The organism is Dyella silvatica, from assembly GCF_026283955.1.
GTDB lineage: Bacteria > Pseudomonadota > Gammaproteobacteria > Xanthomonadales > Rhodanobacteraceae > Dyella_C > Dyella_C silvatica.
Window position 1 is genome coordinate 1 of record NZ_JAPDPE010000089.1, and the last position, 23,223, is coordinate 23,223.

Annotated in this window: 22 protein-coding genes; 11 read left to right on the forward strand and 11 right to left on the reverse strand. The window is 58.5% G+C overall.

The window, feature by feature from the left end:
* On the forward strand, positions 1–280 hold a 280-nt coding region (locus OUZ52_RS16250), incomplete at its 5' end, for a hypothetical protein (protein ID WP_266159588.1).
* Between the two features lie 301 nt (positions 281–581).
* Here OUZ52_RS16250 and OUZ52_RS16255 read toward each other — a convergent pair.
* From OUZ52_RS16255 to OUZ52_RS16275, 6 genes are all read right to left on the reverse strand, one after another.
* Positions 582–1,580, reverse strand: a complete 999-nt coding sequence (locus OUZ52_RS16255) for a diguanylate cyclase domain-containing protein (RefSeq protein WP_266159589.1) — start codon at positions 1,578–1,580, stop codon at positions 582–584.
* Entirely contained in the window at positions 1,577–2,146 is a 570-nt protein-coding gene (locus OUZ52_RS16260) for a chemotaxis protein CheB (protein ID WP_266159590.1), read from the reverse strand. The genes OUZ52_RS16255 and OUZ52_RS16260 overlap by 4 nt, the downstream gene beginning before the upstream one ends.
* On the reverse strand, positions 2,143–2,988 hold the full coding sequence (locus OUZ52_RS16265; protein WP_266159591.1) for a CheR family methyltransferase: 846 nt from the start codon (positions 2,986–2,988) through the stop codon (positions 2,143–2,145). Before OUZ52_RS16265 ends, OUZ52_RS16260 begins: the two co-directional genes overlap by 4 nt.
* A 16-nt stretch (positions 2,989–3,004) precedes the next feature.
* Positions 3,005–5,914 carry a response regulator gene (locus OUZ52_RS16270; protein ID WP_323135362.1) on the reverse strand — a complete coding sequence of 970 codons (2,910 nt, stop codon included), beginning with the start codon at positions 5,912–5,914 and terminating at the stop codon, positions 3,005–3,007.
* Entirely contained in the window at positions 5,884–6,597 is a 714-nt protein-coding gene (locus OUZ52_RS22890; protein WP_323135363.1) for a CHASE3 domain-containing protein, read from the reverse strand. The genes OUZ52_RS16270 and OUZ52_RS22890 overlap by 31 nt, the downstream gene beginning before the upstream one ends.
* 210 nt (positions 6,598–6,807) lie before the next feature.
* Positions 6,808–7,719 carry a LysR family transcriptional regulator gene (locus OUZ52_RS16275; protein ID WP_266159592.1) on the reverse strand — a complete coding sequence of 304 codons (912 nt, stop codon included), beginning with the start codon at positions 7,717–7,719 and terminating at the stop codon, positions 6,808–6,810.
* A 250-nt stretch (positions 7,720–7,969) separates the two neighbouring features.
* Between OUZ52_RS16275 and OUZ52_RS16280 the strand changes: the two genes are divergently transcribed.
* From OUZ52_RS16280 to OUZ52_RS16290, 3 genes are all read left to right on the forward strand, one after another.
* On the forward strand, positions 7,970–8,896 hold the full coding sequence (locus tag OUZ52_RS16280) for an alpha/beta fold hydrolase (protein ID WP_266159593.1): 927 nt from the start codon (positions 7,970–7,972) through the stop codon (positions 8,894–8,896).
* Between the two features lie 204 nt (positions 8,897–9,100).
* Positions 9,101–9,868, forward strand: coding sequence for an MBL fold metallo-hydrolase (locus tag OUZ52_RS16285; RefSeq protein ID WP_266159594.1), 768 nt, complete (start codon positions 9,101–9,103; stop codon positions 9,866–9,868).
* Between the two features lie 239 nt (positions 9,869–10,107).
* On the forward strand, positions 10,108–10,914 hold the full coding sequence (locus OUZ52_RS16290) for an MBL fold metallo-hydrolase (RefSeq protein WP_266159595.1): 807 nt from the start codon (positions 10,108–10,110) through the stop codon (positions 10,912–10,914).
* 219 nt (positions 10,915–11,133) lie between these two features.
* Here OUZ52_RS16290 and OUZ52_RS16295 read toward each other — a convergent pair whose 3' ends face one another.
* A complete protein-coding gene (locus OUZ52_RS16295) occupies positions 11,134–11,379 on the reverse strand; it encodes a hypothetical protein (protein WP_266159596.1) in 246 nt (81 codons plus the stop codon).
* A gap of 589 nt (positions 11,380–11,968) precedes the next feature.
* On the opposite strand from OUZ52_RS16295, the gene OUZ52_RS16300 reads away from it, so the two are divergent.
* Positions 11,969–12,802 (forward strand): hypothetical protein, encoded by an 834-nt coding sequence (locus OUZ52_RS16300; RefSeq protein ID WP_266159597.1) that lies wholly within the window; start codon positions 11,969–11,971, stop codon positions 12,800–12,802.
* A gap of 394 nt (positions 12,803–13,196) precedes the next feature.
* Here OUZ52_RS16300 and OUZ52_RS16305 read toward each other — a convergent pair whose 3' ends face one another.
* On the reverse strand, positions 13,197–13,724 hold the full coding sequence (locus tag OUZ52_RS16305; protein WP_266159598.1) for a GNAT family N-acetyltransferase: 528 nt from the start codon (positions 13,722–13,724) through the stop codon (positions 13,197–13,199).
* 541 nt (positions 13,725–14,265) lie between these two features.
* On the opposite strand from OUZ52_RS16305, the gene OUZ52_RS16310 reads away from it, so the two are divergent.
* The gene (locus OUZ52_RS16310; RefSeq protein WP_266159599.1) at positions 14,266–15,420 is read left to right on the forward strand and encodes a hypothetical protein; all 1,155 of its coding nucleotides are present in this window, start codon (positions 14,266–14,268) and stop codon (positions 15,418–15,420) included.
* 67 nt (positions 15,421–15,487) lie between these two features.
* On the opposite strand, the gene OUZ52_RS16315 is transcribed toward OUZ52_RS16310, so the two are convergent.
* The gene (locus OUZ52_RS16315) at positions 15,488–16,261 is read right to left on the reverse strand and encodes an SDR family NAD(P)-dependent oxidoreductase (RefSeq protein WP_266159600.1); all 774 of its coding nucleotides are present in this window, start codon (positions 16,259–16,261) and stop codon (positions 15,488–15,490) included.
* A 303-nt stretch (positions 16,262–16,564) separates the two neighbouring features.
* On the opposite strand from OUZ52_RS16315, the gene OUZ52_RS16320 reads away from it, so the two are divergent.
* From OUZ52_RS16320 to OUZ52_RS16335, 4 genes are read left to right on the forward strand one after another with little or no spacing between them, the layout of a single operon-like run.
* Complete coding sequence (locus OUZ52_RS16320; RefSeq protein WP_266159601.1) at positions 16,565–16,885, forward strand: hypothetical protein; 321 nt, start codon at positions 16,565–16,567, stop codon at positions 16,883–16,885.
* Between the two features lie 3 nt (positions 16,886–16,888).
* Complete coding sequence (locus OUZ52_RS16325) at positions 16,889–17,263, forward strand: GntR family transcriptional regulator (protein WP_266159602.1); 375 nt, start codon at positions 16,889–16,891, stop codon at positions 17,261–17,263.
* Entirely contained in the window at positions 17,260–18,117 is an 858-nt protein-coding gene (locus OUZ52_RS16330; protein WP_266159603.1) for an ABC transporter ATP-binding protein, read from the forward strand. Before OUZ52_RS16325 ends, OUZ52_RS16330 begins: the two co-directional genes overlap by 4 nt.
* A complete protein-coding gene (locus OUZ52_RS16335) occupies positions 18,114–19,082 on the forward strand; it encodes a hypothetical protein (protein ID WP_266159604.1) in 969 nt (322 codons plus the stop codon). The genes OUZ52_RS16330 and OUZ52_RS16335 overlap by 4 nt, the downstream gene beginning before the upstream one ends.
* 67 nt (positions 19,083–19,149) lie before the next feature.
* Here OUZ52_RS16335 and OUZ52_RS16340 read toward each other — a convergent pair whose 3' ends face one another.
* Positions 19,150–20,547: a class II fumarate hydratase gene (locus OUZ52_RS16340; RefSeq protein WP_266159605.1), complete on the reverse strand. Its 1,398-nt coding sequence runs from the start codon at positions 20,545–20,547 to the stop codon at positions 19,150–19,152.
* Positions 20,548–20,646: 99 nt separating this feature from the next.
* Between OUZ52_RS16340 and purB the strand changes: the two genes are divergently transcribed.
* Positions 20,647–22,014, forward strand: a complete 1,368-nt coding sequence (purB, locus tag OUZ52_RS16345) for an adenylosuccinate lyase (protein WP_266159606.1) — start codon at positions 20,647–20,649, stop codon at positions 22,012–22,014.
* A 137-nt stretch (positions 22,015–22,151) separates the two neighbouring features.
* Here purB and cysK read toward each other — a convergent pair whose 3' ends face one another.
* Positions 22,152–23,093, reverse strand: coding sequence for a cysteine synthase A (gene cysK / locus OUZ52_RS16350; RefSeq protein ID WP_266159607.1), 942 nt, complete (start codon positions 23,091–23,093; stop codon positions 22,152–22,154).
* Positions 23,094–23,223: the final 130 nt, after the last annotated feature.

Consider the following 23,223-nt stretch of genomic DNA (forward strand, 5'->3'; position numbering starts at 1 on the left):
TCCGCTTATCAATGCGCTTGTTCCACCCTACCTCGTCGCGAATGATCGGTTCCATTCCCATATCTTTCTGATGTATTACATCTCCGATATGGCGGATATGCGCGTCAAGACCGATCCGCAAACCTTGCAATCGATATCGACGATACTGGCAACGACCTGCCAGATTTCTGCCACCCAACAGACCCAAGCCTATCGCTTGTACTTGATCGATGACACCGCCGTCGTGGCTTTCCGCTCTGACCATTCTCAGCGCTGTATTAACGGCCATGCGCCCAACTGAACGGGCAAAGCAGGACTAACCTCCCGGCAGATCTCCTGACCGACGACGACAGACAAATCGGAGTTGTTGCGAGCAACCATACGCTCGTCTTGCCAGGCTTGGATTCAACGTATCGAAGCTAGCTCTATCATCAAGCTGCAGAGCGGGATCCAGCCCATGTCGTGATCGCTTGAGCTATAGCGCTTGGCTGCTCAGACATTAAGCCGCGCGCTCGACATGGTCCAAACTTTCTGGTCTTCGGCCGACTGAGCTCTAAAGCCAATAGACCACGAATCTCGACCAGACATGTCAGCTCAGCATTTCAAGTTGAAGAAAGCACGCATCCGTTCTTGCCGTTTTCCTTGGCCTGATAGAGGGCGCGGTCTGCAGCCTGGATCAGAGCTTCGTCGGAATCGACCTTTTCATGCCATAGCGCTATGCCGATGCTCGCACTGACGCCGATGGTGAGAGCGCCGCGCGGACTGCTGAGCAAATACGGCTGGGCCAGCATGTCGCAAATATGTTGGCATCGCTGCAGCAACGACGATATGTCAACGACCTCTTCGAAGACCAGTGCAAATTCGTCGCCGCCCAGCCGAGCCACGGTATCGTTAGCACGTACTTCACTGCTCAAGCGTTCCGCAATGGTTTGCAGCAGCGCATCGCCCGCCAAGTGGCCATGGGTATCGTTGACGGCTTTGAAGCCGTCTATATCAATCAGTACCAGCGCGAAATTGTGATCTTTTCGGGAACCGCGCTGCATGGCTGTACGTAGCCGATCGTGAAATAGCACGCGATTTGGCAACCCTGTCAGCATGTCATGCGTCGCTTGATGACGTACCCGCGCCTCGACGCGCTGGCGCTCGGCAATTTCCATCTGCAACTGCTGATTACGCGAAGACAACTCTTCCAGGGTTTGCTGCAATTGCATTCTTATCGTGTGGAGCTCAAGAAACACGCGCACCTTCGATTGCAGGATCACATCGTTGATCGGCTTGGTAATGTAGTCGACCGCGCCGGAACGATACCCTTTGAGACGATTGAGATCGTCGGCGTAAGCGGCGGTGACGAAGATCACCGGCGTATCGTGCAGCTGCTCGGCTTCACCAAGTAAGGCGGCCACTTCGAAACCGTCGATATCCGGCATGTTCACATCAAGAAGAATCAGTGCAAACCGCTGATCCAGGCATAGCGATAGCGCTTCGTTGCCACTGATCGCCTCGACCAGCTCAGCACCACAATTGGCCAGCAGATATCGCATGGCCACCAGATTGGCATGGGTGTCATCGACGACCAGAATCTTTGGAATGGTAGGAGTCATACCAGGCACAGTTGATTGAGCAAAGGGGCGATATCGGCAAGGCCAACGCAATAATCCGCACCGGCCAGATCCAGCGCGGCCTGCGGCATGGTGGCTACTTCGGCATCGGCAGGCGATTGCACGACGGCCATGCCGCCACGCTGACGAACTCGTTGCAGGCCAGCGGCGCCATCGGCATTGCCACCGGTCAAGATCACGCCGATTAGCGAATCGGCCCAGACTTCAGCGGCGGAGCTGAACATGACATCGATGGATGGCCGCGCGTAATTCACCCGCGGATCGATCGACAAGGCGAAATGCAGGTCCCTTTCCACCAGCAGGTGATAACCGGGAGGGGCGAGCTGCACCGTAGCCGAGCGTACAAGCTGGCGCTCGACGGCTTCGATAACCGGCAGGGCCGAAACGCGACCAAGCACTTCGCACAGTAAGTCCATGGTGTCCGAACTGCTGTGGCAACAAACCAGAATGGCCTGCCGGATTCTGCTATCGAGGTTGCTGATAACGGCTTTGAGGGCATCCACCCCACCTGCTGAGCAACCAATGGCGATAGCGGTCGGTGTCCTCATGAAAGTGCAGGCTCCGGCTGGCTGGCCAGTCGATAGATACGCACAGGCTCGGCAAACGCTGAGAAATTCGCAGCGGCCGACGCATAGTCAAGGCTTTCGCGCATACCCAGACCAAGAAAGCCGCCGCGAACAAGACTGTTTCGAAACAGCGACAACACCCGGTCCTGCAGCGGGTTGGAAAAGTAGATCAGCACGTTGCGGCACAGAATCAGATGAGCCTCACAAAACACCCCGTCGGCGACCAGATTGTGGCGGGCAAAGGTCACATGTCGCCGCAAGCGTTGATCAAGTTTTAGCAGGTTGTAGCGTGCGCTGTAGTAGTCGGCCAGTGAGTGAGTGCCACCGGATGCCTGATAGTTGCGCGACCACTGCTGAGCCTCGCGAGCGTTATAGATGCCGGCCTCGGCTTGTTCCAGCGCCCGTTCGCTCAGATCCGTGGCGAAGATCTGCGACCGTTCGTACAGCCCCGCCTCTTCCAGCAAGATCGCCAGCGAATAGACCTCTTGTCCATGCGCACAACCGGCTTGCCAGATATTGATCTGCGGATAGGAAGCCAGCAATGGCAGCACCTGTTCGCGAAGCACGCGGAACATGGCCGGGTCGCGAAACATATCCGAGGCGGGCACGGTAAGCCCTTCCAGCAACCGCGGCAGCAACTGCGGCTCATGTAGTACATGCTCGATCAGGCCGCTGATCGTCTTGCACTCCATTTGATCGGCCAACTGTTGTACGCGGCGTGTCAGTGAAGCCGGCGCATACTGGCTGAAATCATAGCCATGACGACGCTGCAGCGCCTGCACGAACAGCTCGACTTCGATGGTGTCCAGATCGGAGGTATTCATGGCGGGCTTATCGACATCAGTCGCGCAGCCATACATGCATGATGGAGGCAAGCTTGTCCAGGTCGATCGGCTTGGATAGGTAATCGTTGGCGCCTGCATCCAGGCATTGCTCACGATCGCCGCGCATGGCCTTGGCAGTAAGCGCGATGATCGGCAGACGGCCAAACAAGGGTTGAGCGCGAATCGCGCGGGTAGCTTCATAGCCGTCCATGCCCGGCATCATGATGTCCATCAGCACAAGTTCTAACTGCGGATTCTCGGCAAGCGCTTGCAGCGCCTTATGACCATCCTGGGCCACGCTGACCTGCATGCCCCAGCTACGCAGTACCTTGGACAGAGCGAACAGGTTGCGCATATCGTCATCCACCAGCAGTACCCGATGCCCATGTAAGCCTTCGAAATTGGCGGGCACGGTGCTGCCCACCTGGCTTGGCGTGTGGCGAATGCTGTGCAGGAACAGGCTGACTTCATCCAGCAGGCGCTCCGGCGAGCGCGCGCCCTTGATCACGATGCTGTCGGTGTACTGGCGAATGCGCAGGTTCTCTTCGCGACTCAGCTCGCGGCCCGAATACACCACCACCGACGGAGTGCTGCCACTCTCGGCCAGCTTCTCCAGCAGATCCAGGCCTGACATGCCTGGCAGGCCGAGATCGAGCACGATGCAGTCGTAACCGACTTCCGAAATTTTCTGCAAGGCCTCTTCACCGGAGCCGGCTTCGTTGATCACGATATCGTCCTGGCTCAGCAACCTGCGCACGGCACTGCGCGCGTCGACGTCGTCGTCGACTACCAGCAGGTATCGCGTGCGCCCCTCGGCGAAATGAAGCAATCGCTCAAAGGCGTCGTTAATCGCCTCCCGGGTCACCGGCTTGGTGAGAAAGCCGACGGCACCCAACTCGCGCCCGCGCCCGGCATCGTCGGTTGCCGAGAGGAAATGCACGGGGATATGCCGGGTCGTAGGATCGGCCTTGAGTCGTTCAATCACCGTCCAGCCGTCCATGCCTGGCAGCATCACATCGAGCAAAACGCCGATCGGGTGGTAACGGCGTGCCAGCTCAAGGCCGCTTTCACCATCCAGCGCATGCAGCATGCGGTGACCTTTCTGCCGCACGATGTCGGCAAGAATACGGGCGAACGACGGGTCATCTTCGACAATGAGAATCGCACTGTCCCCTGGCACAATGCGATCGCGGTCGTCGCTTACGCCTTCAGCGGGCAGCAGGGCCCGTACGACGGGGCGTGTAGTCGACACATGGCCCATCGTCGATGCACCGATTGTTGCGGCAGCATCGTGGCTCCGCTCGGGCAGCAGCAACACGAATTCGCTGCCCTGATCGACTTCGCTACGCAGCACGATATCGCCGCCAAGCAGCTCGGCCATGCGCCGCGAAATGCTCAACCCCAAACCGGTACCGCCGAACTGCCGGCTAGTGCCGCTATCTGCTTGTTCGAAGGCGTTGAAAATGCGCTCTAGTTTCTCGGCAGGTATGCCGATGCCGCTATCTTTCACACTGATCGCCAGCAAGGCTTGGCCGCCCAGCGTTTCCGGCAGGGGTAAATCGCCGGCTGGACGACTGATGTGAACAAACACCGAGCCTCGGCTAGTGAATTTGAAGGCATTGGCGAGCAGATTATTGATGACCTGCTCTAACCGGTTCGGATCGGTATGAATCTGCGCCGGCAGGTCGTCGTCGACCATCACGTCGTAGTGGACTTTTTTCTCGCGGGCAACGTGATCGAAATTGCGGCGCAGGCTGCGCGCAAGACTCTGCAGCGAATAGCTGACCAGCGACAGCTCCATTTTGCCCGCTTCGATCTTGGACAGGTCAAGGATGTCGTTAATCAGGCGCAGCAAGCTGGAGCCCGAATCATGGATGATGCGCGCCGATTCAACTTGCTCGGCATCCAGATTGCCTTCGCGATTGTCGGCCAGGTTTTGCGACAGAATCAGCAAGCTGTTCAGCGGCGTACGCAGCTCGTGCGACATATTGGCAAGGAACTCGCTCTTGTACTGGCTGGCGCGTGCCAGTTCCTCTGCCTTCTGCGAAGTCTCCGACTGCAAGGCCTCCAGCTGCTGTTTTTGATGACGAAGCGTGTCGGTCTTGAGCCGCAATTCCTCATTAGAGGCCTGTAGCTCGTCGGTCTGCACACGCAGCTCTTCCTCTGAAGCCATGAGGCGTTGCGACTGCTCCTCCAGCTCAAAGGTCTTTGCCTCCAATGTGTCATTGGTATCGCGTAGTGCCTGTTGCTGTTGGCGCATGGTGACGCTGGAAACACGCAGTTCGTCGGCCTGTTCGCGCGTCTGTTCGAGCAGATCACGGGTGCTCACCGCGCGATTGAGGTTTTCCAGGGTCAGGGCGGCCATCCGCAACAGTTCGTCCAGCAATTGCTGATGCAGCGGCGACAGCGGCGCAAAACCGGCAAATTCCAGTATGCCGATCAATTGATCGCGCAACTGCATCGGCAGAATCGTCACGTGACGCGGCAACGCTGTACCGCTGGCAGAATCGATACGCAAATAGTTTTCGGGCACATGATCAAGCACGATCGGCTGGCGCGAAAGCGCACATTGACCGACCAGGCCTTCGCCAGGCACATAGGTATCGGGGCTATTCGATAGCCGCAGTCCATAACTACCCAGCAAATCGAGTCGCCGGCGCGCATCGTCGTAGCCGTAGAACAGCGCCACCCCGGCCTGCAACAAAGGCGCGAGCTGCGTCGTAAGCCGCTCGGCGAAGTCACGATGGTTGGTGGCCTCTTGCAAGCTGCTCGAAATCGCCGCCAGTTGGCTCTTCAACTGAGCTTGCTGCTCGGTTTGGATAACCATCTGCTTGAAGATTTGCAAGGCGCGTGCGATCTCGCCAATTTCGTCGTTGCGCCGTACGCCGTGGATTTTTATGCTGTGACCATGCGCGAAGTCAGCCATATCACCAGCAACCCAAATAGCAGCCCGATCACCGCGCTGAAGATATTGACATAAAACGTTTGGCTCACCAGGTGTTCTACGCCACGAGTACGCAGCGCCAGCAGCTGGCGCTCGGTGTCCTTCATTTCATCCAATGCTGCCGCGTAGTCTTCGACTCTTACGCTACGATGCGCAATGTAGTCGGCCTGGATCCGCGCGACCTCTTGCGCGCCTGCCTGGGCATCGGCGGACTGCAACGCCGTCTTGGTCGCCGTCAGCATGGTTTGCAATTCGCGCGTCCATTGCGCGACCAGTGCATTGATATGATCGATACGAAGCTGTTGCAGCGGGTTGTCGCTGGTTAGCTCACGCAATTGCAATAGCTGCTCCTGAAAAGCTTTTACGCTGGCGTCCAGCCGGGCCAGTTCGCTGGCACTGTGGGTAAGCAGAAAACCACGCAGGCCAAGCTGGCCCGTCACGGCGGTGCGCTGAAGTCCCTCGATTTCCAGCAGCACCTGATAGGTGTGATCGGCCCAATGCCGCGCTTCGGTCTGCTTATTGTGCGAGCCTACGTTGATCAGGCTATTGATCATTAACAAGCTAAGCATCAGGCCGATGGCCAGGATGATCTTGTGGCGTATCGGCAGATTGGCCAGCCACGAATACCTCTTCTCTCGAGTCGATGTCACGTTGGACGTTGGCATGCGAAATCCTACAGATCTGACAGTGAGGCGCCCATGCCTGTTCAGGAAGGCCGGGGCGACAGTCATGGCGACTAGATGGGCAGATTAGCTACATGGTCATGGGCGCGATAGTCGCCGGCAAAACACCACCTGATCAAGGTAACCATTGCCCGCCCAGACCGCTTCGCCGTTTAAGCACGAGGGGCGGCCAGGTCGTCCAGCACAGCACTTTCAGCGCCTGGCCCCTTCCACATGCTGGCGCAGCGCATCCACAAAGACTTTGACCTTGAGCGCACGCTGCGTCGAGGCGGGAAAAACCGCATAGATGCCACCTTCGGGCAACTTCCATTGCGGCAACACCCGGATCAGCCGGCCAGCGTCGATATCCTGGCTTACGGTGAAATCCGTCATGACGCCAAAACCGGCGCCAGCCAGCACGACTTGCTTCAGCGCAACCACCGAGTCGGCGCTAAACACCGGGTCGAAGAAGACCTCCTCGGCTTCGCCCGATGCCCCGGCAAACGTCCATTGGACCGGTTTGTTGAGCACCGAGAACGCCGCCATCGGTCGCCCCGACAGGTCCCGCGGCGACCTCGGCAGGCCGCCGGCTCGCAAAAGACTTGGGCTGGCGACCAGCCACAGCGAAAAGCTGCCCAGTTTCACTGCTTGGTGGCTGGAGTCGGCCAGCCAGCCCAGACGGATACCGACATCGACTCGTTCGGCGACCAGGTCCAGCACGCGATCGGCGGTGATCAGTTCGATACGTAGCGAGGGGTGCACCTGGGTCAACGCCGCGGCGACCGGGGCGACCACGGTGGCGGCATAATCCATCGGCGCCGTTACCCGCAGGGTGCCAGTGACTTCGCCACTATGGCAACGCGCCGATTCAATCGCTGCTTCGGCTTGCTCGACAATGGCGCGGCTCGCCTCATAGAACGCCCGCCCGGCCTCGGTCAAGCTCAGGCTGCGGGTGGTGCGCACCAACAAAGTCGCGCGAAGCTCAGCCTCGAGTTTCTGGATATGCGTGGTGACCAGCGCATTGGCAACCCCACGCCGTCGCGCGGCGCCAGCCAAGGTTCCCGCCTCGACCACCGCGACGAACACCGCCAAGCGGTTGAGATTGATATCGCTGACTTCACTCATGGAATCGTTAGCTCGGCGCAAAGAGGCTTTGACGGCCGATCATCTTACGGGTAATGGCGCGGCTCTTTTGCTTACCCGCGCAAAGGCGCAAACGAAACCCATCGACCAGCGGATCCAAGTGGTTGTCGTCAGCGGAGCCCTCCCCTGGCAGACCATCGTTCGCTTGCGATGAATAATGTATTCACCGACAGGTGCTTATGGATCGTCGGCGTTCTCTTCATCATGCGCACACCTCGACGCAAGAGCACTCATGACGATGAATATTCCGCAGATTACCCATCACTATGTTGACGTCGACGGCATCAAGGTCTTCTACAGGGAAGCCGGCCCGAAAGACGCGCCGACCTTGCTGCTGCTCCACGGCTTTCCCTCTGCGTCGCATCAGTACCGCCGCTTGATGGATGCACTGGGCGACCGCTACCACCTGATCGCGCCGGACTACCCCGGTTTTGGTCACAGCGATGCCCCTGCACCAGCCACGCTGGGTGGGCCGTTCGCCTATAGCTTCGACAGCCTTGCGGACGTTGTGGAGGGTTTCTGCCACGCACTCAAGCTGGATCGTTTCGTCGTCTATATGTTCGATTTCGGCGCACCGGTGGGCTTTCGCCTGGCCACTCGGCATCCCGAGTGGATCGAGGGCCTGGTGATCCAGAATGGCAATGCCTACATCGCCGGCCTCAGTCCGATCGCGCAAGAGTTCACCGCGATGAAACCCGGCGTCAAAGGCGCCGAGGAAGGCGTGCTCGGCCTGTTGACACTGGAGATGACCCGAAGCCAGTACCTCACCGGCGCCGCGCATCCCGAGCTGATCGCGCCCGATGGCTGGACTCTCGATCAGCATTTTCTGGATTTACCTGGCCGGGCGCAGATTCAGGTCGATCTCGCGTTGAACTACCATTCCAACCTCGCGCTATATCCGCAATGGCAAGCATGGCTACGCGAACATCGGCCACCGACGCTAATCCTCTGGGGCCGCCACGATCCGTTCTTCGTCGAAGATGGTGCGCACGCCTATCTGGACGACCTACCAAAGGCCGAATTGCATGTGCTGGACACCGGGCACTTTGCGCTGGAGGAATGCCTGCCCATAGTCACCCCGTTGATTGCGGATTTTGTCGAACGCCTCGATGACCAACAGCCGGCTAGCCAACGAGGCGCCGGCATCGCACGAGGCTGACCTTAGCGTTATCCCATCGAGACTGCCGCTGCCTCATGGCCATAAGCCGTTCCGCCGCGATGGCGAACGGGCAGCAGCTTCGATCGGCAGCAGTCGCACGATCTGGCGGCTGAGCATCGGCGCTCAACAAGTATTGACGCCAGACACGTTCTTTTTGCCTCTCATGTGCAGCTCTCAAGCTCCCCGCAAAGGATGTCCCATCCCATGAAAGTTGTTCTTACCCTCATTGGCGGCCCGACGGCCTTGATCGAAGTGGCAGGCACGAGGCTGTTGACCGATCCGACTTTCGACCAGCCACAAGCTTATGACGCCGGTACCATCACCTTGGTCAAACGAACCGGACCAGCCACAGACCCAGCCTCATTGCTGCCGATTGATGCCGTGCTGCTCAGCCACGACCACCATTGGGACAACCTCGACCATTCAGGGCGAGCCTTTCTCTCGCAAGCACCTCGCGTACTGACAACCCCGGCCGGCGCATCCCGGCTGGGCGGCAGTGTCGAGGGACTGAAGACATGGCAAAGCGTCGTGCTCCACGGGACTGAAAAACAAGAAGTGCGCGTAACGGCAACCCCCGCACGGCACGGCCCCGTGGGGATCGAACCGATCAGCGGCGATGTCGTGGGCTTTGTGGTGACTCCAGAGCATGGCAGTGGCAGCATCTACGTGTCGGGCGACACCGTTTGGTACGAGGGCGTTGCCGCGATCAAGGACAAATTCGACATCCGGCTGGCGATTCTGTTCACCGGCGCAGCGCAGCCGCGGGGCAGTTTTCACATGACCATGGGCAGCAATGACGCCATCGAGTTTGCGCACGCGTTCCCGCAAGCCCATATCGTCGCCATTCACAACGAAGGCTGGGCGCATTTCGTCGAAAGCCAGGGCGAACTCGCCCGATCGTTTGCCACGGTAGGCCTTGCCAACCGATTGACCAGCCTTGAACGAGGCGTTCCAGTCGCGTTTGAAATTTGATGCGGATGCCTTGCCATCTTGGCGCATCGCCTCGCCCAGCTTGCCGCCATCAAGCACCAGCGTGTCGATAGAAAAGCGCGGATCGCCACCAGCGACGATGGTCTTCTTTTAGGGAAGGCCATCTTCTGCTTTATGCTCCGTCCCAATAAAGGGCCCGGCCTCACAGACTCGGTTTCAACCGAGCGAAGACAAACGCTACCTATCGTTTCGAAACTCACATCCAGCATGGGTGATCACGCATGTCCTTTCCCGTTTGTGCAACCTGTGGCACACAGTTCGCCGAATCCGCAAAGCCGCCGACCGCCTGCCCGATCTGCGAGGACGAGCGGCAGTATGTCGGCTGGTCCGGTCAAACCTGGACCACTCACGAAGAGCTGGGCATCAAGCACAAGCTCCACCTCGACCAAGAAGAGGGGCTGCTGACCATCGGCCTCGACCCTGCCTTCGCCATCAATCAGCGCGCACTCCTGTTGCCGACCGACGCGGGTAACATCCTGTGGGAATGCCTAAGCCTGGTGACGCCTGAAGCGGTCGCCGCGATCAAGGCTCGCGGTGGGCTGGATTACATCGTGATCTCGCATCCGCATTTTTATGCATCGATGGTCGAATGGAGCGAAGCCTTTGGCGGCGTACCCATTCTGCTGCATGAGGCCGATAAGGCGTGGGTGCTACGACCCTCGCCGCAGATCCGATTTTGGAGCGGTGACGAGCACCGACTTTCGGACACGGTCACCTTGATTCGCTGCGGTGGACATTTCGACGGCAGCACGGCGTTGCATTGGAAGCGCGGCCCGCATGAAGGCGGCGCACTGTTTCCGGGTGATGCCTTGCAAGTAGCGATGGACCGTCGCCATGTCACCTTTATGTATAGCTACCCCAACTACATCCCGATGCGGCCAGTGGATGTCCAGTACATCCAATCACGCCTACAGGGTTACGCATTCGTCGACCTGTTCGGCTTTAGCGCGAAAAGAAACATCATTGGAGGGGCGCGCGAAGCCGTGAACCGATCTTTTGACCGCTACCTCAAGGCGGTTTCGGTGTAGTGATCGCGCATGACCTCTGAGCTTGGCTCGGACGATTTTTCGTCACCTCGTTGTCGATGTAAGCGCCAATGCGCAAATCGTTGCCTCCCAGCTGAGGCAACGTTAGCGCGCATAGGTCGAGCCGGCTTGGCACGAGTCCACCCTGGCGATCGATAACGCATCGGCCATGCCTGGACGAAACACGGGTCAGCATGCCCTGCCCTGTTGTCAGCTTGTGCGCTATCTAAGCTCTTTGCGAATGACCCGCTTCAAACCTGAGCAGAGCTCACTTACCGCGCAAACTTTAATGTCAACGAAGCCGAGTGCTAGCGCCACCTCACGTATCGTGTTGTCGGTGATATCCGTTGGCAGCTTTGCGGTTTTCTTGGGCCACGAAATCCATGCCGCGGCGGCATGGTTTAGCGATTTACACAAAATTTCCAGCTCGGCTTTCAGCTGTGCTTTGCTGTCGCTGAAAACATGCATGATGCCCGCCTAAAGGTTGACCTCCCTTTCGAGCATGACGCCCAGCGGTATCGGCGCAAGCGGCTGAGCATGAAGCGCGGGTCGCGTCTACTTAGACCAAAGCATCCGGCCCAAGCCTTTCTAAGGCAGGGCTCTCGCCTCGACCATTCACTACCTTGCTTGCATGCGGTGCTTCATCGATCGCTCGGCTGTCTCCGAACGAGCCGTCACACCAAAGCATCATCGCCAACCCGCCATCCGGATAAGTCGGAAAACGATGACATTTCGCATCGCCTGCAAATACCCATAGCACTTATCAGCACAAAATAACCAAAAATCGACACATCGAATAGATTGACCATTATATAGATCCATTCAATAGGCGTTTTCACGAACTTTTTTTAATTCACCCATTCATTACACCAAAAACTACCCGGCTGATCATTTATTTCATCCGTTGTCGCAGTCCGTGCGATGACCGCCGCCTATCATGTCTCTCGTAGCAGGGACTTCCAGCACTACACCACACCGATTAAGACCGCCCTTCCCGCGACAGCAGGACGGTCTGCTGCACCTTGTCGCATCACTGCAATCTAAGGAGAACATTGATATGTCCAAGACTCGTACCCAATGCGCACTGCTAGCCGCCAGCCTTTTGCTTGCCGTCACCGCAGCCTTGCCCGCAAGCGCTCAGTTGGCGACAGCCGCCATCACGCCGGCCACACCACCCGACAGTAACCTCTTCACCACGTATTCCTTCAACAACACCTACACCAGCGCCTACTTGAGCGTGTGCGGCTCGACGCAGGGATCAGAAGGCTGCTACGGCGGCGGCTCCATCGGTCCGTTCGGCCGGGCTGGCGCACTGATCGAAGGCAATGAATCGGTGGATGTGGCGACCGGCACCGTTACCCGCTACATCTATGTCGTCGATGAAGCGGTCAATAATGGAACCGGCGTAACCCTGTATGTCTATAAGAAGACCGATGTCGTGACCTCAACGTTTGACACGGTCAATATCAGTCTTGCCAACACCGTCGTTCTTCCTCTCAAAGGCGGGGTGAGCGCAAAAACTTATATGGCCGCAGATAACGACTTTCTCTTTATCGGCACCGATCAAAGCTCATTTGCTGTTCGGGTGCAAAAGTCCAACCTGGCGATCAACCAGGTCGGTGGCTTTTCCCCGCCCATCAATGTGTCTGCCATCACATCCGATAAGTATGGTTTCGTCACGGTGACCTTCGGTGGCATCAGCGGTTCCGACGGCTTCTACACCTTCGGCCCCAATGGCAGCATGGTCGAAGACGGCGGCGGTGCCGATTTTATGGTCGGCAACTCCACCGGCCTGTCGACGGCTAATCTTGCAACGACTAGCGCGACGCCTACGGTGCGGATGCATGTTCGATTCAAGAACCCTGCGTTGCAAAACACAGCAAGCCACTGAGCACGCGCTAAATAATGGCTTATGCCAAGCGGTATCCGCACAGCACGGCTGACGCCGTGAACTGATACCCACGACGGTCGACATGGATGGTTGACCTGGTGTGAGCATTGATGAAGCTGTGGTCCAGAGGCTTTACCACAGCGTTACTCGTTGCCGTGCTTCAACAAGCGTTATGCCAACCCGGCCCCTAAGTCACGTATGGCTTAGGGGCTTTTCGTTGGCTTGGCTGGAATCGCCTGCTCCCGTTTCAACCGCGGCGCTTAGCGAATCGACATCGATCCATCGATGCACGATCCGTGGCATCAGGCGTTTGGGTCGAGCTGTTGTTGCATTCTCTGGCCCAACGCAGCCTTGGTTTAGTGCGATTCGACAGCAGACATCAGCAGAGCGTGTTTCAAGCGCACCAAACCCAGTGCGAAGGTATGAGCATAGTCGCGTCATCGATAGTCACGGCGACCACCTTGCTCTTGCGTACAAAACCCACGTGGCGAAGCAGTTTCTGCATGCTTTGCGAATGCGCCATGCAAAAACACTCGACGATCGTCCCTGCCGAAGCTTCGGCCAAAAAATGCTGCACCAGTGTCTCGCCCACGCCATGGCGGCGAAACTTCTGGTCAACGACGACATACTCGATGGTCACGACTTGTTGACCATCCTCGTTGCGAGCATACGAAGCCAGCGCCGCCCCCATCGTGCCCGTGTTCGAACGGACAACCACAAATTGCGAAGACTCGAAAAACCGTCGAAGCACCCATTGACGGCTCAGAATGGCCTTGGCACACCTTAAGGCCAACGCATTCTGCGCTTGGCGTGTACTGCAGCCCTCTACGCTGAAATGCCCTTGAGCAACCCCGGACGTTACCTCGGAAAGCAGAAAAAGAATGTCCCACGGCTGCGCCTGTACTGCGTGGTGACGCGGCACGATCGACTTGCTTGAACACGGCATGGTTTGCGCGACTCGCCCCTAAAGATGCCTCTTAAACGCATAAGTGCACCGTTGGTTGATCGCCTCGCACCGCAGCCACGTAGGCCATCTCATGCATAGCGACAACGCAGGGCCTAGCCATTCATAAAAACTATCGATTCAATAAAATCAATTGATTTCCATCATGGATCAACACGCCCTAGCATCGGCCGCGGCGGACCTTGGCAGGGACTAAGCCAGGCCGCCCGGCACTCACGCCCTATGGGAGGCTTATATGAAACGCGCAACCGCCAAATGTGGCCGGCAGCTAGCGTTGTCGATCGCCACCGTACTCGCTGTATCTGCATCGGCTCACGGATTTCCGGCCGATCCGCCCTCGAAGGCTTCACCCCCAAGCAGCTATTCCCCGGTTATCGAACCCGACTTCCAAACCACGATGTCGCACATGTCGGCGGCAAAAGCTGGAGTCATGCAGCGGCAGATGAATTTGCTGCGACAGCGCTACGATCTTGCTGATCGGCCGGCCCCAGGGGTCAGCATGTCTCGGGGCAAACCCGTACAAGAAGGTGTTCGGGTTCGCCTTGGCGCAGGAACCAGCTGGGATCAATTGGCCTCGATGACCCCGGATGAAATCAAGAACAAGAATGTGTTCCCCGCAGGCTTTCTTCCCCTGCCCCATCCCAATCATCCCGAAGGCGGCATGTTGTTTCCGCACTTTGAGATCGAGCGGATCAAGCAGCAAGACAATCGTGATCTAAGCCGTTTCGACCTGGATTTCGATTTGCCCGATCATTTCCTGCCGGAATTCCCTGCGGGCATCTATCTGACCACGCGACCCGATCTTGGCGATGTATCGAAGGGCAAGCTGGTCAGCATCGACAATTACTATGAGCTGTTCAACGGCACACTCAATCCCAAGCAGTTGGAAGGCCTACGGCTGCTGGTTACGCCATTTCCACAGCAGCAATTCAACGCCACCGGCGATCGCCGCTCGGTGCGTCCAAGCCTGGGTGTCGCCTGTTTCGATTGTCACGCCAACGGACACACCAACGGGGCAACACATCTGGTCGGCGATATTCGACCGCAAGAATTTCGCCACCGCATCCAGACTCCATCACTGCGCGGCGTGAATATTCAGCGGCTTTTCGGCTCGCAACGTGCGTTGAAAACCATCGAAGACTTTACTGAGTTCGAGCAGCGCGCCGCCTATTTCGACGGCGACCCGCTACTGGCCACCAAGAAGGGCATGAATATTCTCGAGCGTGGCAGTCAAGTGCATGACATGGCCGAGTTTGAAGAGTTATTGGATTTTCCACCGGCACCGAAGCTCGGCTGGGATGGCAAGCTCGACCCAGGCAAAGCGACAGAGTCCGAGTTGCGTGGCCAGGCCATTTTCTTTGGCAAGGGTCAATGCAGTAGCTGTCACGAACCGCCGTATTACACCGATGGCAACATGCACAATCTGCAAGTCGAGCGCTTCTACAAACCGCAGATGATCAACGGCATGATGGCCAGCGCTGACGGCCCCATCAAGACGTTCCCGTTGCGCGGCATCAAGGACGCCCCACCGTATTTGCACGATGGCCGGTTACTGACGCTCGACGACACCGTGGAGTTCTTCAACCTGGTGCTAGGTACCAAGCTCAACGGACAAGAGAAGCAGGATCTGGTCGCCTTCATGCGGCAACTATGAGGCACTAGGTCGTATCGACGGACTGCCCGGCCCGGGTACCAGGCAGTCCGTTTTATATATCCGGCAGCTAGATCACCGAAGCCTTGCCACCATCCATCGGAATCACGGCTCCCGTGACATAGCTGGCCAGTGATGAAGCAAGAAATAGCGCCACGTTGGCGACTTCCTCGGGCTCGGCTACCCGGCCTAGCGGAATCTCCGCCACTTGCCGGGCCAGCACCTCATCGGTGGAGTGCCCGCTAGCCCGTGCGGCAGCCTCAAGCCCTTCTTGCTGACGCTCGGTGCGGGTAATCCCCGGATTGATCACATTGACCCGGATGCCCTTGCTCGCATAAGCATTGGCGTAGCCCACCGAGGCCAGCATCAATGCCGCATTGGCCGAGCCACCGGCGATATGGAGCGGGTTCGCCTGTCGGCCACCCTGCCCGACGATATTGATGATGCTGCCATACCCCCGCGCGGCCATACGACGAATGACCGGGTCAATGCTATGCATATAGGTGAAGTACTTGGCATCCATCGCGGCATGTATCGCACTGACATCCAGCTCGGCCGGCGGGGTACGACGCGCGGCGCCTGCGCAATTGATCAACACCTCGATCGGGCCGTGATCGGCTTCGATATGGTCAATCGCCTTTTCGGTTGCGGCGCTGTCGCACAAATCGGCGGCCCGTACCGCCATCTGCAAACTCTTGCCTTGCAGTTGCCGCTGCGCGGCTTGCAGGCGAGCCAGGTCGCGCGAGATACCGATCACGATGGCGCCCTCACGGGCGAAAGCCTCGGCACAAGCCAGCCCAATGCCTTTACTTGCCCCGGTAATCACCACAACGCGACCGTTCAAACCAAGATCCATACCGACACTCTCTAGCTATGGGATGGCGCATTGGAGCATGAAGCCCCGCCGACGTGATGACTGTCATCTGCGATGGCTGATCTCCGCCCCTGCTATGTCGCCAGGCGGAGGCAGATCATTTCCATCACCAGGCGGACTCCCCAGGAGGGGCCGCAGCAACACCTCCAAGCCCGGCAAACCCATATAGGCCATCAGTCATGTTGCGAAATCGCATCCTGCCTGTTGACGGATAAAAACATGGTGTTATAGTTCACTACAACACCGGTCAACGAGATCACTAAGGAGAACCCCATGAAAGCGCAGAACCTGTTCACATTGGCAGCCGCCACCTTGCTTACTGCCGCCACCCTGGCCTCACTCGATCACAACGTCCTCACAGCCCCCGCTCAACAGATCAATGGCGCCAAAGTCATCAATCTGAGCCCGCTCGAAGTACGCCCCAGCGCCGAAGACCTGCGCGCAGCCGCCCTGACCGAAGCGGGCATGGTCAGCGCCGCTGCCACCAGCGCGATCAGCCGCGGTGCCGAAGCCGGAGCCAGCTTGATCGGCGCGCAGTTAGTCATGCCCTACTATTCGTTTGGCTCCAAGCTCGGCCGCATCAGTAAGGAATAACCCATGACCATTACCTGGAACGACAGCGTCCCGATCTATCGCCAGCTACGCGAACGCGTGGTCGCGATGATCCTGGACGGCGCCTTGAACGAGGGCGACCCGCTGCCGTCAGTACGCCAGGTTGCAGCGGATTATCAGATCAACCCGCTGACCGTCTCTAAGGCGTATCAGGAACTGGTCGACGATCAACTGGTAGAGAAAAGGAGGGGGTTGGGCATGTTTGTCACCGATGGAGCCCGCGATGCGCTGCTCAAATCCGAGCGCGAGCGCTTTCTACGCGAAGAATGGCCGGTACTGTTCGCCAGGCTGCAACGCTTGGGCCTGGATCTGAAAACCCTGATGCGCGAAGCACCGGAACAGCCAGGGAGTCAGCCATGAATGCCGTGATCACTGCCAGCGGCCTGAGCAAACGTTACAAAAACACCCATGCCCTGGATCAGCTCAATTTTCAGATCGACTCAGGCCGCATCGTGGGTTTGATCGGCCCTAACGGCGCCGGCAAAACCACCGCCTTGAAGGCCATTCTCGGCCTCACCGATTTCCAGGGACAACTCAATGTGCTGGGTTTCGACCCGCGAACCCAGCGCAACCAACTGATGGAACAGGTTTGCTTTATCGCCGATGTTGCCGTGCTGCCGCGCTGGATCCGCGTGCGCGAAGCCGTCGACTTTGTCGCCAATGTGCATCCGCGCTTTGATCGCGCCAAGTGCGAAGCCTTTCTGGCGCGCACCAAGCTGCAGCCAGAACAGCGCGTCAAGCAGATGTCCAAAGGCATGATTGTGCAATTGCATCTGGCCTTGGTCATGGCCATCGATGCCCGCCTGCTGGTCCTGGACGAGCCGACTCTTGGCCTGGACATTCTCTATCGCAAGCAGTTCTACCAAAGCCTGCTCGAGGATTACTTCGACGAGAACAAAACCATCATCGTCACCACCCATCAAGTCGAAGAAATCGAACATATCCTGACCGATCTGATGTTTATCCGTGACGGCAAGATCGTTCTCGACGCTGATATGGAAGCCATCGGCGAGCGCTTTGCCGAAGTCATGGTCAGCGCCGACAAAGCAGCCATGGCGCGTCAAATGAGCCCACTGGACGAGCGCCAGGTCTTCGGCAAAAGCATTTTTCTGTTTGATGGTGCCGACCGCGCCGTGCTCGAAGGCCTGGGCGAAGTCCGGCGACCATCCGTCAGCGATCTGTTCGTCGCCACCATGAAGGGAACCTACGCATGAAAACCTTCTTTTGGCTCGTCAAACGCGAGTACTGGGAAAATCGGGGTGGCTTTCTCTGGGCACCCATCATTACCGGCGGCATCTTTCTGCTGCTCAATATCATGGGAATCATCGCCGCGGAAGTGATTGGTGCGCGTCACGGGGTGCTGGCCAACGGCAACCTCAACTCACTGGTCGCCCATGCGAACGCCGGTGACATGGCCGATGTCGGCAACGCACTCGACGTGGCGCTGCTCTCTTCAATGTGGCTGATCAGCATCGTGATGGGCTTTGTCGTGCTGTTCTACTGCCTGGGCTCGCTCTACGACGACCGTCGCGATCGCAGCATCCTGTTCTGGAAATCGTTGCCGATCTCCAATATCAGCACGGTGCTATCGAAAGTAGTCAGCGCCACCGTCGTGGCTCCCGTTATCGCGGTTATCGCCGGCATCGTGTTTGGCATGCTGCAGCTACTGATTTTCACCCTGGTGCTGTCATTCCACGGGATCAACGCATGGCAACTGTTGCTGCTGGCACATCCGGTGCGCGCCGTACTCTCCTCGCTTTGCTCAATTCCGCTTTATGCCCTGTTTGCGCTACCCGCCGTGGGTTGGCTGATGTTTTGCTCGGCATGGGCACGCAGCAAACCCTTTTTATGGGCCGTGGCAACCCCTGCATTGACCGGCCTGATGCTTAGCTGGTTCGGCATCATGGACTTGTTCAATCTATCGACGAGCTGGTTCTGGTCACATGTGGTTCTGCGCGTGCTGATCAGCGTGTTTCCAGGTTCGAACCTGGCGCTCGATGACCATAACATGACGACCTACATCAGCATCTCCAGCCGCGGCCAAAGCCCATTGAGTCTGATCGACCCCGCACAAACCTACAGTGAGCTCAGCTCACCCAACCTATGGATCGGCGTGATCGCAGGTATCGCCTTACTCGCTGTTGTCACCTGGCTCCGCCGCACTAGCGACGATAGCTGAGCTCCAGCTCGGTGGCACAACACAAAACGGGCGCCTAGGCGCCCGTTTCCGTGTCCGGCTCAGCGATTCAACCGCCGCCACCGCCACCGCCGTGAATGCCACCTTGGGTTAAGGCCATCGGATCAAGTAATGGCTTGAGCTTGTCCTTGGATAAACCCGTGGTCTCCAGCGCCACATCAAGAATCGGCCGCTTTTCTTTGTAGGCCTGCTTGGCGGTAGCGGCACCCTTTTCATAACCAATCACCGGGTTCAATGCCGTCACCAGGATCGGATTCTTGTCCAGGGCTTCTTTCACCCGCGCCGTATTGACCCGGAAACCCGCTATCGCCTTGTCCGCCAATAGCACACTGACATTGGCAAGCAGGCCGATGGATTGCAGCAAGTTGTGCGCAATCAGCGGCAGCATCACATTGAGCTGGAAATTGCCGGACTGCCCGGCAATGGTGATCGCTGCATCGTTGCCGATGACTTGCGCAGCAACCATCGCAGTAGCCTCCGGCATCACCGGATTCACCTTGCCCGGCATGATCGACGAGCCAGGCTGCAGTGCCGGCAGTTCAATTTCGCCCAGGCCAGCCAGCGGGCCGGAATTCATCCAGCGCAAATCGTTGGCGATTTTCATCAACGCCACCGCTAGGGTCTTCAACTGGCCCGATAACTCAACCGCGGCATCCTGGGCAGCCATGCCCTCGAAATAGTTGTCTGCGGGTTCGAACTTCACTCCGGTGAGTTTCTTCAGCTCACGCGCTACCGCAGGCCCGAATTTCGGATCGGCATTGATGCCGGTACCCACTGCGGTGCCGCCCTGCGGCAACCGGCGCATGCGCTTCAGGCTGTCCTCGATGCGTTCGATGGCAGAGCCGATTTGCGCCGCCCAGCCTGAAAGCTCCTGGCCGAAGGTCACCGGCATCGCATCCATCAAATGCGTACGGCCGGTCTTGGGCACGTTCTTGAGCTCACGGGCGCGCTTATCGATCACCTTTTTCAGGTGCTTGAGTGCGGGAATCAATTGCTCGCTGGTGGTCAACGTCGCGCTGACATGGATCGCGGTGGGGATGACGTCATTCGAGCTTTGCCCGTAATTGACATGATCGTTGGGATGCACCTTGGTCCCGGCACGCGCCGCAAGGTGCGCGATCACCTCATTGGCATTCATATTGGTGCTGGTGCCCGAGCCAGTCTGGAAGACATCGATGGGAAACTGACTGTCGTACGCCCCCTCGGCTACGGCCAGCGCCGCCTTGCGAATCGCCGCCGCCTGCCCCTTCTTCAGATACCCCAGGGTCAGATTGGCCTCGGCGGCAGCCGTCTTGATCAGACCGAGCGCACGGATAAACGGGCGCGGCAAATGCAGGCCGGAAATCGGAAAATTGTCTACGGCACGCTGGGTTTGCGCGCCATAAAGGGCGTCGGCGGGTACTTTTAACTCGCCCATGCTGTCATGTTCGATGCGGTACTGGCTCATACCTGGAATACCTTCGGGTGAGGGGGTGCATGACTATAAGCCCCAATTCGTCGGCCCGCCCGATGTAAAATGCCGCTTTTCCCGTTTTTGGAAGGCCCGATGTCCGCTCATGCCCTGACCGCCCTATCGCCGCTGGACGGCCGTTACGCCAGCAAGGCCGAGGCGCTGCGCCCGATCTTCAGCGAGTTTGGCCTGATGCATCGCCGCGTCCTGGTCGAGGTCGAATGGCTATTGGCGCTGGCCGCCGATCCAGGCATTGCCGAACTGCCGCCCTTTTCCCCGGCACAGATCGAACAACTGAAAGCCATCGCCAGCGGTTTCAGCCCTGATGACGGCGCCCGCATCAAGGCCATCGAAGCCACCACCAACCACGACGTCAAGGCGGTGGAGTACTTCATCAAGGAACGTATCGGCAACGATGCCGCGCTGGCTCAAGCCAAAGAATTCGTACATTTCGCCTGCACCAGCGAAGACATCAATAATCTGTCCTACGCCCTGATGCTGCGCGATGCGCGCGAACAGGTGCTGCTGCCGGCTTTCGACCGCATCATCGCGACCTTGCGCCAGCTGGCCCACACCAATGCCGCGCTGCCGATGCTTTCGCGCACCCATGGTCAGACCGCTTCGCCCAGCACCCTGGGCAAAGAATTGGCCAACGTGGTGGCGCGCCTGCAACGTCAGCGCAAGCAGCTGGCCGCCCTTGAAGTGCCTGGCAAGATCAATGGCGCGGTCGGCAATTACAACGCTCATGTGATTACTTATCCGAACCTGGACTGGCGAGCTTTCTCGCAACGTTTCGTCACCAGCCTCGGTCTCGATTACAACGCTTACACCACCCAGATCGAACCGCACGACGGCATCGCCGAGTACTGCGATGCGGTGCGTCGCGCCAATATCATCTTGATCGATCTGTCACGCGATATCTGGGGTTATATCTCGCTGGGTTATTTCAAACAGGCATTGAAAGCCGGTGAAGTCGGCTCCTCGACCATGCCGCACAAGGTCAACCCGATCGACTTCGAAAACGCCGAAGGAAATTTTGGCCTGGCCAACGCCCTGCTCGGTCATTTTGCCGAGAAGCTGCCGATCAGCCGCTGGCAGCGCGACCTCACTGACTCCACGGTGCTGCGTGCGCTCGGCACCGCCTTCGGTCATAGCCTGGTTGCGCTGGAATCGCTACAGAAGGGCTTGGGCAAACTCACCATTAATGCCGAGCGTCTTGCCGCCGATCTCGACGGCAACTGGGAAGTCTTGGCCGAAGCCGTGCAAACGGTGATGCGCCGTTATGGCCTGCCCGAGCCCTACGAGCAGTTGAAAGCGCTAACGCGGGGCCAGGGCATCACCCGTGATTCCATGCGTAGCTTCATCGACGGACTAGAGCTGCCAGCGGATGCGAAACAGCGATTGTTGGAGCTGACCCCGGGCAGTTACATCGGCCTAGCCGACGAACTCGCCAAAATCAGCTGAGTTGTATTCATCGGCTGCTCGACGCAAACAGAGCAGCCGATACTTTCAGACCGAGGCAGCAAGCAAACCGTTAGCCGCCGTCATTGGCGAAGCATGCCGCCGGCGCTCGACACAAGCGCCAGCGGCACGCGCATAACTCAGGCAATCTCGTCCGACCCTTCGTTGACACCTTCGAACAAAAAGGTCGAGAGATAACGTTCGCCGGTATCCGGCAGCATCGCCAGCAGAACCGAACCCTCCGGCGCTTTGCTGGCTACTTGCAAGGCGGCGGCCAAGGTGGCACCCGAAGAAAGACCGGTGAAGATGCCCTCCTGCTGGGCCAGCTGACGCGCCGTATCACGCGCCAACACATCGTCCACCGGCAGGATTTCGTCGACTACCTTGCGGTTCAGTACCGCAGGTACGAAATCCGGTGTCCAGCCTTGAATCTTGTGCGGCTGCCACTCCTTGCCGGATAACAACGCGGCACCGGCCGGCTCACTGGCGATCACCCGCACGTCGGGGCGGGCCACCTTCAGCACCTCGCCCACACCGGTCAGCGTGCCGCCGGTACCCCAGCCGCTGACGAAGTAGTCGAGCCGCCGGCCGGCAAAATCACGCAAGATCTCCGGCGCGGTGGTATGCCGGTGCCACTCGGGGTTGGCCGGGTTTTCGAACTGCCGGGCCAGGAACCAGCCATGCTTCTGGGCCAGCTCGGCCGCCTTGCGCACCATGCCCGAACCGCGCTCCGCCGCCGGGGTCAACAAGACCTTGCCGCCATAGGCACGGATCAATTTGCGCCGCTCGATCGAGAAGGTTTCCGTCATCACCGCCACGAACGGATAGCCGCGCGCGGCACACACCGCCGCCAACGCCACCCCGGTATTGCCGGACGTTGCCTCGATGACGGTCTGGCCCGGCTTCAAGGTGCCGCGCCGTTCGGCATCCAGAATGATTGCCAAGGCGAGGCGGTCTTTCACCGAGCCGGCGGGATTGAAAGCTTCGACCTTTACGAAAAGCTCAACATGTTTTGGCGCCAGCCGGTGCAGTTTTACGATCGGGGTATTGCCGATGGTGTCGAGGATGCTGTTGTAAATCATGGCGGTTCCTGCAGAGAGGTAAAGATGTCCGTTCGCGGATGATGCGCGATTCAGGCTAAGAATTGCGTTATCAGCATTCAGCCCCGATGGACGGCCGCAAGCACATCGGCGCGATCGGCCCTGGTCATGC